The following is an 11,703-nucleotide window of genomic DNA, read 5'->3' as shown; positions in this document are numbered from 1 at the left end:
GATGATAATTATTAATCTTAATCTAGTACTAATACAAAACTAAAAATGCCAGATCTTTTCTGGTGTAATAATTTCAGGTAATGGCACATCCCAATTTGCAATAGGAAGGTGAGCAACTTGTTGGCAAGTATGCGCTAATCCCATTGGGTAAAATGATTTTTGTTGCCAGTTTTCTAGTGTTCTATCGTAAAAACCGCCCCCCATACCTAATCGTTGACCTTGTTCATCAAAAGCTACTAACGGCGTAAAAATAATATCAATACTAGAGATAGGAATCACCATGTTCACATTTAAAGGCGGCTCTGAAATATTAAAGCGATTTTTTACTAATGTAGTAGACGGTGTGTAGCGTAAAAAAAGGAGGTGATGGCGATGAAAGGGATGCAATACAGGTAAGCAAACTTGTTTATTTAATGCCCATAGCTGGGAGATCAAAGGTGATGTATCAATTTCACCATCAAAAGAAAGAAACAGTGCAATCGTCTGCGCTTGTTTGATTTTAGGGTGAGTAAGAACTTGCTCGCATAGTTTTAGCGCAGCGTCCTGCTGTTGCTCTTGAGTGAGTAAGCGTCTCTTTTGGCGGATAGACTTGCGTATTTCATCTCTTTGCTGAAAAAGTGAGGCTTCTATCATTCATCAACCCATCAGTAAGTCGTTAGTGTTAATGATGAAGTATCATTAACATCAATTTATTACACTTTAGAGGTAAAAAAGAGAAAAGCCAAGATTGGATAAGGGAAAAGGGTATAAAAAAAGTTCTAAACATTAAGCATTTATAAAATACTCAGTGTTTAGAACTTAAATGGAGGTCTCCAAGATGCCGCCGCAAGCTGTAACCCTTGAACCCATGGTCCAAGGTGAACATAGTGTTGCTACCATTAGGCTGCCTGAACGAATCGGGTATGCTCACAAGCAACAGATCACCACGTTCTATGTGTTTCGAATATCGGCTCAGGGGACTGGCCCGCTGGCAAACATCTCAGAGAAATTTGGTGGGTGCGTTAAGCACCTTATCTATGAACTATTGTATTATTTTAATTGTAGAAAGCAACCTATTATCTGTGAATTTCGTGGTGTACGCGTGCTTTCTGAACAAATCTACTTCGCAGTTGAAAAAGTGCGATCATGATGCTTGCCTTGATCGTGTAAAGCTTGTTCAATGGATTGTTGTAGCATTTTTATCTTCTCTTCCATGTTGTAGGCATAGTCTCTGGTTTTTAACTTTTCTTCTGCCAACTCATGACTCATATTTAATGCCACGATAAAAATTAAGTGCTCTGTGTTGGAAACACCACTGCGTTCTTTGAGATCTTGTAATCGTTGTTCCAGTTCAGCAGCAGAAGCCAGTAAAGCATCTCTTTGTTCTGGTGGGCAATTGACACGTAATGAGCGCCCAAAAATTTGAAGATCAACGGGTTGTGCGGACATGATTCCTTCCTGACATAAAATCTGTGCTACGTGTTTAGTAGTGTATACGGTTATAACGCTGTATTAAACGCTATTACTGCAAAAATTCCAATGATTAACATGGCTTAACTGGTACAGCGACTTCTATTGATGGTAGCATATCTTGAACTATTCCCCTAAATGCGACGTTTATTCTTATGTCAAAACAGAACACATTACCGAATTATCAAACTATTGATGCATTATTACAGCAACATACAGTACCTTTAACCGCGGCTGAAATGCATGGTTTGATTACAGGATTTATTTGCGGTGCAGTGCGCGATAACAGTTGGAAAACCTTATTACACGATCTGACTAATGAGGGTTTAGCTTTTCCTAAAACGTTATCAGAGCCACTTGAAGAGCTTTATCACATCACCTATGAACAGCTCGATGACAGTGTGTTCAACTTCTCTATGTTAGTACCTGACGAATCTGAATCTGTTTTTCTAAGAGCCGATGCCCTTGCGGGATGGGTTAATCATTTTCTTTTAGGTCTGGGTGTTGCTCAACCTAAGTTGTCTGATCATAAAGAATTGACCGAAGTGATTACTGATTTGCGTAATATTGGTGCGCTAGGTTATGAAGAAGACGAAAACCAAGAAGAACTTGAAGATGCACTTGAAGAAGTCAGTGAATATGTAAAAGTATCCGTTCAACTTTGTTATATCACTTTTGTCGCACCAAAAGACAAAGGAAATGACAAACAAAATGAGCAACGTGTACTACATTAATTTCATCATTAATTAGATAACCATAAAGATAAATGAAAGACAGGAGTGGGTATGAATAAGCAAGAATTTTTATCCCGTCGTCAGGCATTATTAGCTCAAATGAAGCCTGCGAGTGCAGCTATCTTTTTTGCCGCACCACCAGCGCAACGTAATGCCGATAGTGAGTATCCTTATCGCCAACATAGTGATTTCCTTTATCTAACTGGTTTCAGCGAGCCTGAAGCTATTCTTGTGCTGATTAAAAGTGATGAAACACATAATCACAGTGTGCTTTTTAATCGCGTTAGAGATTTAACCGCTGAAATTTGGTTTGGTCGTCGCCTTGGACAAGAAGCTGCACCTGAAAAATTAGGTGTTGATAAGGCGCTACCTTATGAAGATGTTGGTGAGCAACTGTACCAATTATTAAACGGGTTAGATGTTGTTTATCATGCTCAAGGTGAATATGCGTTTGCTGATGAGATAGTCTTTGGTGCATTAGACACCTTAAGAAAAGGTTCTCGTCGTAACTTAAAAGCACCACAAACTATCATTGATTGGCGTCCAATTGTTCATGAGCAACGCCTATTTAAATCTGATTTTGAACTTGAATTACTGCGTAAAGCCGGAAAAATTACCGCATTAGCACATACGCGTGCGATGCAAAAATGTCAGCCGGGTATGTATGAATATCAACTTCAAGGTGAGATTGAACATGAGTTTACCTCTCATGGTGCGCGTTTCCCTTCGTATAACAGTATTGTCGGCAGTGGTGAAAATGGTTGTATTTTGCACTACACCGAAAACGAAACCAAAATGCGTGATGGGGATTTAGTCCTTATTGATGCAGGCTGTGAATATGAAGGTTATGCCGGTGATATCACCCGTACTTTCCCTGTTAATGGTAAATTTAGCCGTCAACAACGTGAAATTTATGACATAGTCTTAAAATCCATCAATGTTTCTTTGGAATTGTACAAACCTGGTACAAGTATCAAAGAAGTCACTGAGCATGTCGTGTATATCATGGTCGAAGGACTGGTTAAACTGGGCATTATGCACGGTGAAATCGAGCATCTTATTGAGACAAAAGCTTATCAGCGTTTCTTTATGCATAGCTTAAGCCATTGGCTAGGTCTTGATGTTCATGATGTTGGACATTATGGCACGGAGCGTGACCGCATTTTAGAACCGGGCATGGTACTGACCATTGAACCGGGACTTTACATTGCGCCAGATGCAGATGTGCCACAAGAGTATCGTGGCATTGGTATTCGTATTGAAGATGACATTGTTATCACGGAAACAGGCAATGAGAATTTAACGGCATCTGTCGTTAAAGATCCTGATGAAATTGAAGCTCTGATGGCAGGAAAAATTTAAGGCTAAAATCAGCATGAATGTGATTATTGTGGGTGGTGGAATGGCAGGTGCGACATTAGCACTTGCTCTCTGTGCATTAAATAAAGGTAAGATTTCAATTTCGTTAATTGAAGCAAGAGAGCCTGACAATGGGCACCCTGGGTTTGATGCAAGAGCCATCGCATTAGCACATGGAACAGCGAAACGGTTAGAGCAAATCGGGCTTTGGTCAACATTAAAACCTTTTGTCACTCCCATTAATCATGTTCATGTCTCTGATAAAGGTCATTGTGGTTTTGTTAATATTCATGCACAAGACTATGATATCTCAGCACTGGGTTATGTTATTGAATTGCATGATGCTGGGCGTCAGCTTTTTGCTAAGTTAAAAAAACAATCTAATATCACGCTTTATTGCCCCGCTAAAGTTGAACAAGTTCAACGTAATATCGATTCTGTTGAGGTAACACTTGATGATGGTTCGCAATTATCGGGTGATTTACTGATTGCTGCTGATGGTACTCATTCACCTATTGGTCACCAGTGCCATATTCAATGGCAACGAGAGCCTTACCATCAAGTGGCAGTGATCGCTAATGTCAAAACAGAAATTGATCCTCAAGGCAAAGCTTTTGAGCGTTTTACGGAGTTTGGTCCATTAGCCATGTTACCAATGAGTGAAGGGCGTAGCTCATTAGTATGGTGTCATCCTATTGAAAAATTGGATGAAGTTTCACAGTGGGATGATGAAACAACTATCGCACATTTACAGCGTGACTTTGGCTGGCGTTTAGGAAAGATAGAGCATATTGGTAAGCGAAATTGCTACCCTTTAGCGCTACAAAAAGCTAATCAAATTATTGGTCATCGTTTAGCGTTAGTTGGAAATGCCTCGCAAACACTTCATCCTATTGCAGGACAAGGTTTTAACCTTGGTTTACGTGATGTTATGGCTCTCGCCAATACGATCACCCAAGCGATTAATGCCAATACTGATATTGGTAGTTATCGAGTACTCTCTCAATATCAACAACTTCGCCAACAAGATAGAGAAAAAACAATCTCTATTACTGATGGGTTGGTGAAAGTGTTTGCAAATCGTTGTGTGCCACTGATTGTTTCTCGCAACTTAGGGCTAATGACGATGGAATTACTCCCAATGATGAGAGATAAATTGGCGCATCAAACACTTGGCTGGACAGACTAGAGCGTGTTGATCTTTGATGGTCAATTTTTATTCGAATTAAATATAATCGCTTTTTAGGATACTTTTATTATGAAATCATTTGATGTTGTTATTGCTGGTGGTGGAATGGTTGGGCTTGCATTAGCCAGCGGATTACACGGGTGTGGATTACGTATAGCGATAATAGAAAATCACCCAGTAACGACGCTTTTTCACCCACAAGATGATTTTTCATTACGCGTATCTGCTATTAATACAGCCAGTGAAATGCTGCTGAAAAAACTAGGTGTTTGGGAAAATTTGCAAGCATTACGAACAGCACCTTATCAAGGCATGGAAGTTTGGGATCAAGATAGCTTTGGCCGTATTGAGTTTTCAGCACAAAAAGAAGGATTCAGTCACTTAGGCTCTATTATCGAAAATAACCTTATTCGTGAAGTGCTTTGGCAAAAATGTGAAAGCCATAGTGATATTACCTTCTATTCATCAACACAAATTGAGCGTGTAGTGTGGGGGGAAAACGATGCTTTCATTACCCTTAATGATGGCGAAATGTTAACCGCAAGACTTGTTGTGGGCGCTGATGGTGCTAATTCATGGCTACGTAAACATGCTGATATTCCACTGACGTTTTGGGACTATGAACATCACGCATTAGTTGCCACTATTCGTACCGAGCAACCTCATGAAAATGTTGCGCGCCAAGTTTTTCATGGCGAAGGTATTTTGGCATTTCTGCCTCTTTCTGATCCTCATACTTGTTCTATTGTTTGGTCTTTACCAAGCAACCTTGCTGAACGTTATAAAAGCGCAGAAAAAAGCTTATTTGAGCGCACATTGGGTGTGACCTTTGATATGCGTTTAGGTCAATGTGAATTAATAAGTGATCGCATGACCATACCATTAACAGGTCGTTATGCTCGCCAATTTGCCGCTCCTCGCTTAGCGTTACTAGGCGATGCTGCTCATACTATCCACCCTTTAGCTGGACAAGGTGTTAACCTTGGTTTTATGGATGTCGCAGAGTTAATTGGTGAAATTCGCCGCTTAAAAGCTGAAGGTAAAGATTTTGGTGAATATCTCTATTTGAGACGATTTGAACGCCGCCGCAAACATGCAGCCGCGGTGATGTTGGCAAGTATGCAAGGATTTCGTGAACTTTTTGCTGGCAATAACCCTGTTAAAAAACTGGTTCGAGATATCGGTCTTTCGTTAGCGGATAGTTTACCGGGGGTAAAACCTAAGTTACTTGAGCAAGCAATGGGACTTTCTGATTTACCTGAATGGTTAAGTAATAAAAATTTCACTTCAGTTGAAAAAATCTAATTTCTCTCTTATTTCACATTACTTTTATTTATATCTGACTGAAGAAATAGAACTAAAAAAATCTATTTTTTCAGTCTATTCTTTGCACTAATTCCCTTTTTTCAGTAATTCCTCGCTAAAAATGAGCGCTGATACGCATAATTGCAATCATTAGTTCTGCATACCCATATGTCTACATTATGATTAGGAGACACAATACCCTATTTTAACTTATGGTTTATTTTTTCTCACAATGCTAAGTTCAAGGGGATGGTATCGTTTGCGTTGTACGTTAATTGCTCGTATTTGTTAAATCAATGTTTAAAAATAAACTTAAGTTTGAGATTAACACTATGATTTCAAATCAAGTTTAATTTTATATTTAACAAATTACGTTCTCTGAATAATCTAAAGTAAAAGTAGAAAGAGGGAAGAATGGCAAAACAGACTCCGTTGTATGATGAGCACGTAGCCTGCGGTGCTCGTATGGTCGATTTTCATGGTTGGATGATGCCTTTGCATTATGGCTCCCAAATAGATGAACATCATATTGTACGTCGTGATGCAGGTATGTTTGATGTTTCTCATATGACCATTGTTGACTTACATGGCTCACAAGTTAAAGATTTTCTACGTTATTTATTAGCGAATGATATCGCTAAACTCACCGAAAAAGGTAAGGCGCTTTATACCGGTATGCTAAATGCATCAGGTGGTGTAATTGATGATCTTATCGTCTATTACTTTGATGACTCTTTCTATCGTCTCGTTGTGAATTCTGCTACTCGTGAAAAAGATCTCGCGTGGATTGAACAACATGCTTCAGATTATGTGGTTAATATCACTGTTCGTGACGATTTAGCATTAATCGCTGTTCAAGGTCCTCATGCACAAGAGAAAGTACAAAGCTTATTAAGCGAAGCGCAACGCCAAGTCGTTTCTGCCATGAAGCCTTTCTATGGTGTAGAGCTTGGAGACTTGTTTATTGCGACAACGGGCTATACCGGTGAAGCTGGCTATGAAATCGCAATGCCAAAAGAGCAAGCAGTCGATTTTTGGAAAAAATTATTAGCTGTGGGAGTTAAACCCGCAGGATTAGGTGCAAGAGACACATTACGCCTAGAAGCGGGAATGAACCTCTATAGCCAAGAGATGGATGAAACGATTAATCCACTTGAAGCAAATATGGGATGGACGATTGCATGGGCACCAGAAGATCGTCAATTTATTGGTCGAGAAGCATTAGAAAAATTACGCGCAACAGGCACAGATAAACTTGTTGGTCTTGTAATGCGAGAGAAAGGTGTGTTGCGTGCTGGCACTGCCGTACACTTTACTGATGATTTAGGTGAGTTAAGAGAAGGTATTATTACAAGTGGTACTTTTTCGCCTACATTAGGCTTTAGTATTGCATTAGCAAGAGTTCCAGCAGGTATAAAAGATAGCGCAATTGTATTAATGCGTAATCGTGAGATGCCAGTAGAAGTGGTAAAACCTGGTTTTGTTCGTTCAGGTAAAGCATTGGTATAACACGTACAATTATTTTAAATGGAGAGTAAGGTCAATGAGTCAAATACCTAGTGAATTAAAATACGCACAATCTCATGAGTGGATCCGTTCAGAAGGCAATGGTGAATACACTATCGGTATTACTGAACATGCACAGGAATTATTAGGTGACATGGTGTTTGTTGATCTACCAGAAGTGGGTAGAGAAGTCGCAGCTGGTGATGATTGTGCGGTAGCGGAATCAGTAAAAGCAGCATCAGATATTTACGCACCATTATCGGGTGAAATTATCGCAGTAAATGAAGAGTTAGATGGTTCTCCAGAACTGGTGAACAGTGCGCCTTACGGAGAAGGTTGGTTATTTCGCATTAAAGCAAATAATGAAAGCGAATTAGATGACTTACTTGATGCCGCCGGTTATCAAGAACTGGTAGATAGCGAAGAGTAAAACGAAGCGCCCCGTCAAATCAATGTCGGGGCGTTTTTATTTGTTAGCTTGTTATCGTAATGCTATCTCAACGCGCTTTAAGCCTTGTGCTATTTACCTATCCATTCATAGTGAATTCAGGAAATTACTTGCAATGACACAGACTTTAAATCAGTTAGAGTATCGCGATGAATTTATTCGTCGCCATATTGGCTCATCACCAGAACAGATTAAAGAGATGCTCAGTGCTGTTGGCGTCTCCTCATTAAATGAATTAACTCAAAAAATTGTTCCAAATAATATTCAATTAGAAACACCACCGAATGTGGGTGCAGGGGCAACAGAGCAAGAAGCCTTGGCTGAATTAAAAGCGATCGCCAGCCAAAATAAACGTTTTACTTCTTACATTGGAATGGGTTACGCACCTTCTGTATTGCCTCCTGTGATTTTGCGTAATTTATTAGAAAATCCAGGTTGGTATACCGCTTATACACCTTATCAGCCAGAAGTTTCTCAAGGTCGTCTAGAATCACTATTGAATTTCCAACAGGTTACAATTGATTATACAGGAATGGATCTCGCTTCTGCATCGTTGCTAGATGAAGCAACGGCCGCAGCTGAAGCAATGGCAATGGCAAAACGTGTAAGCAAACTGAAAAATGCGGATCGTTTCTTTGTCGCTGATGATATTCACCCTCAAACCTTAGATGTTGTCAGAACTCGTGCAGATACTTTTGGTTTTGAGGTTGTTGTTGATAAAGCTGAAAAAGTATTAGAGCTTGAAGGTGTCTTTGGTGTGCTATTACAACAAGTCGGCACAACGGGCGAAGTTCATGATCACAGCAAGTTATTAGCCGCACTAAAAGAGCGCAAAATAATTACTAGTGTTGCCGCTGATTTAATGGCGCTGGTGGTTCTCACTGCGCCAGGTCATCAAGGTGCTGATATCGTATTAGGCTCAGCGCAACGTTTTGGTGTCCCAATGGGTTACGGTGGCCCACATGCGGCATTCTTTGCTTGCCGTGATGAATATAAACGTGCGATGCCGGGTCGTATTATTGGTGTCTCTCGCGATGCTGCGGGTAATCGTGCATTACGTATGGCGATGCAAACGCGTGAACAGCATATTCGTCGTGAAAAAGCGAACTCGAATATTTGTACATCCCAAGTTTTACTTGCCAATATCGCGGCTATGTATGCGGTTTATCATGGGCCAGAAGGGTTAAAAACCATCGCTCAACGTATTCATCGTTTAACGGATATTTTAGCTGCGGGTTTACAACAAAACGGTATGGTATTACGCCATAAAACTTGGTTTGATACATTAACGATTGATACCGCCGATAAAGCCGCTGTATTACAACGCGCTAAAGATGCCGAAATTAACTTACGTACTGATATTGTGGGTGCTGTAGGTGTAACACTAAGCGAAATTACAACGCGTGAAGATGTATTAAAGCTTGTTGAAATTATTAGTGGTAAAGCATTAACTGGTGATATTGATGCACTTGATAAACAAGTTGCCTCCTCATCAGTATCAATTCCTGCTTCTATGCAACGTAAAGACACTGTGCTGACACATGAAAACTTTCATCAGTATCACAGTGAAACAGAAATGATGCGCTATATGCATCGTTTAGAAAATAAAGACTTAGCATTGAATCAAGCGATGATCCCATTAGGATCATGTACGATGAAACTTAATGCTGCCGCTGAAATGATCCCTATTACATGGCCTGAATTTACAGAGCTACATCCATTCTGCCCAGCCTATCAAGCGAAAGGCTATCAAGTGATGATTGGACAACTATCCAATTGGCTTGCTGCATTAACGGGTTATGATGCGATGTGTATGCAACCAAACTCGGGTGCGCAAGGTGAATATGCGGGCTTATTAGCGATTCGTCGTTATCACCAAAGCCGTGGTGAAGGTGCGCGACATATTTGCTTGATCCCAAGTTCAGCACACGGTACTAACCCCGCTTCTGCTCATATGGCAGGCATGACAGTGGTGGTGGTCGGTTGTGATGATAACGGCAATATCGATATTGCAGACTTAAAAGCCAAAGCAGAAAAACATCAAGCTGAACTCTCTTGTGTGATGGTGACATACCCATCAACGCATGGTGTTTATGAAGAAGGTATTCGTGAAGTCTGTGAAATCATTCATCAATATGGCGGACAAGTTTATCTTGATGGTGCCAATATGAATGCACAAGTGGGGATCACAACACCGGGCTTTATTGGTTCTGATGTTTCTCACTTAAACTTACATAAAACCTTCTGTATTCCTCATGGTGGTGGTGGTCCAGGAATGGGGCCTATTGGCGTGAAATCACACTTAGCGCCATTTGTACCAGGTCATTCTGTTGTTGAAATGGAAAATGTCACTACACAAGGTGCTGTTTCTGCGGCTCAATTTGGTAGCGCTTCAATACTACCGATTAGTTGGATGTATATTCGTATGATGGGTGCACAAGGGCTTAAACAAGCAAGCCAAGTGGCAATCTTAAATGCGAACTATATCGCACAACGTTTGAAAAATGATTATGACATTCTTTATGCTGGCGCTGATGGTTATGTCGCACATGAATGTATTATCGATATTCGCCCATTAAAAGCGAATTACGGTATCAGTGAAATGGATGTAGCTAAGCGTTTAATTGACTATGGATTCCACGCTCCAACCATGTCATTCCCTGTTGCGGGTACATTAATGATTGAGCCAACAGAGTCTGAAAGTAAAGTTGAAATTGATCGCTTTATTGAAGCGCTGCTTTCTATTCGTGCTGAAATTGCACAAGTAGATAAAGGCGTATGGCCAATTGATGACAATCCATTAGTTAATGCACCTCACACACAATATGAATTAGTGCAAGAGTGGTCACATAGTTATAGTCGTGAATGTGCGGTGTTCCCAAGTGAAGCAACGAAACAAAGCAAATATTGGCCAGCGGTTAAACGTCTGGATGATGTGTATGGCGACCGCCATTTACATTGTTCATGTGCGCCAATTAGTGACTATGAATAAGCTTTAATCTAGCTATATTCTTAAATTTAAATACCGATGGTTAAGTTAGCCATCGGTATTTTTTATTTAATAAATTCAGCATTGAATCGATTACTTCAGCCAGCCTTTTTTCTGTGCCTCTAATAATTGAGGGTAGAGATATTGCCAAAATTCAGGCCACTGTTTTTCAATAAACAGATTACGCGCTAATACTTGCTCTAAGCGGATATTATTTTCGACCCAGCTTTGACCTTCATTATGTAAATTCATCAGCATTGGCATGGTGCGATCAAGAATATTAGCAAACTGAGATTCTGGTGTTTCAGCCGCATCATATTCCAGCCATAAATTGAGGAAATATTCACTTTGTGGAGAAGGCAATAAAGAGAAAATACGTTTTGCGGCTTTTTGCTCGTGCTCTTTAATCGCTTCTCGAGCGGCAACGTCATAAACCATCACATCGCCAGCATCTATTTCAACGATATCGTGAACAAGGGCTAATTGAATAGCTCGTCCCATATCAATGTCACCCGCGTAAGGCTGAAAACTCATTGCTGCAACGGCAAAGTGCCAACTATGTTCTGCGGTATTTTCGGAACGACTATTGTCTAATACATTATTTTTACGATAAACACGTTTTAGTTTATCTAACTCCATAATAAAGTTAATAGTATCAGAGAAGGGGCCAAATGCCCCTTTTGGTAATTGTGTCATAAAAGTCCGTATTGGTTATGATAAATAA

The 11,703-nt window shown here is 40.2% G+C and carries 10 protein-coding genes and 1 other RNA gene; 7 read left to right on the top strand and 4 right to left on the bottom strand.

Annotated features, from left to right (window positions below):
• Positions 1-39: 39 nt before the first annotated feature.
• The 3 genes from F1325_RS13510 to zapA form a co-directional block, all read right to left on the bottom strand.
• Positions 40-633: a 5-formyltetrahydrofolate cyclo-ligase gene (locus F1325_RS13510; RefSeq protein ID WP_109371088.1), complete on the bottom strand. Its 594-nt coding sequence runs from the start codon at positions 631-633 to the stop codon at positions 40-42.
• Between the two features lie 172 nt (positions 634-805).
• A non-coding RNA gene (gene ssrS, locus F1325_RS13505) (6S RNA) lies at positions 806-989 on the bottom strand.
• Between the two features lie 109 nt (positions 990-1,098).
• Positions 1,099-1,428 (bottom strand): cell division protein ZapA, encoded by a 330-nt coding sequence (gene zapA / locus F1325_RS13500; RefSeq protein WP_023581530.1) that lies wholly within the window; start codon positions 1,426-1,428, stop codon positions 1,099-1,101.
• Between the two features lie 176 nt (positions 1,429-1,604).
• On the opposite strand from zapA, the gene F1325_RS13495 reads away from it, so the two are divergent.
• The 7 genes from F1325_RS13495 (at position 1,605) to gcvP (ending at position 10,982) form a co-directional block, all read left to right on the top strand.
• Complete coding sequence (locus F1325_RS13495; RefSeq protein WP_109371086.1) at positions 1,605-2,183, top strand: YecA family protein; 579 nt, start codon at positions 1,605-1,607, stop codon at positions 2,181-2,183.
• Between the two features lie 51 nt (positions 2,184-2,234).
• On the top strand, positions 2,235-3,545 hold the full coding sequence (pepP, locus tag F1325_RS13490; RefSeq protein WP_109371084.1) for a Xaa-Pro aminopeptidase: 1,311 nt from the start codon (positions 2,235-2,237) through the stop codon (positions 3,543-3,545).
• A 13-nt stretch (positions 3,546-3,558) separates the two neighbouring features.
• Complete coding sequence (gene ubiH / locus F1325_RS13485) at positions 3,559-4,731, top strand: 2-octaprenyl-6-methoxyphenyl hydroxylase (RefSeq protein WP_109371082.1); 1,173 nt, start codon at positions 3,559-3,561, stop codon at positions 4,729-4,731.
• 69 nt (positions 4,732-4,800) lie between these two features.
• Positions 4,801-6,036 carry an FAD-dependent 2-octaprenylphenol hydroxylase gene (gene ubiI, locus F1325_RS13480; RefSeq protein WP_109371080.1) on the top strand — a complete coding sequence of 412 codons (1,236 nt, stop codon included), beginning with the start codon at positions 4,801-4,803 and terminating at the stop codon, positions 6,034-6,036.
• 414 nt (positions 6,037-6,450) lie between these two features.
• Positions 6,451-7,545 (top strand): glycine cleavage system aminomethyltransferase GcvT, encoded by a 1,095-nt coding sequence (gcvT, locus tag F1325_RS13475; protein WP_109371078.1) that lies wholly within the window; start codon positions 6,451-6,453, stop codon positions 7,543-7,545.
• Between the two features lie 34 nt (positions 7,546-7,579).
• A complete protein-coding gene (gene gcvH, locus F1325_RS13470; RefSeq protein WP_100159082.1) occupies positions 7,580-7,972 on the top strand; it encodes a glycine cleavage system protein GcvH in 393 nt (130 codons plus the stop codon).
• A 133-nt stretch (positions 7,973-8,105) separates the two neighbouring features.
• Positions 8,106-10,982: an aminomethyl-transferring glycine dehydrogenase gene (gene gcvP / locus F1325_RS13465; RefSeq protein WP_160230573.1), complete on the top strand. Its 2,877-nt coding sequence runs from the start codon at positions 8,106-8,108 to the stop codon at positions 10,980-10,982.
• A gap of 90 nt (positions 10,983-11,072) precedes the next feature.
• On the opposite strand, the gene F1325_RS13460 is transcribed toward gcvP, so the two are convergent.
• Complete coding sequence (locus F1325_RS13460; RefSeq protein ID WP_099074840.1) at positions 11,073-11,675, bottom strand: HD domain-containing protein; 603 nt, start codon at positions 11,673-11,675, stop codon at positions 11,073-11,075.
• Positions 11,676-11,703 lie beyond the last annotated feature (28 nt).

It is taken from the genome of Proteus columbae (assembly GCF_009914335.1).
Taxonomy (GTDB): domain Bacteria; phylum Pseudomonadota; class Gammaproteobacteria; order Enterobacterales; family Enterobacteriaceae; genus Proteus.
The sequence above is the reverse complement of the archived record's forward strand: the minus strand, read 5'-3'. Positions and strand labels throughout refer to the sequence as shown.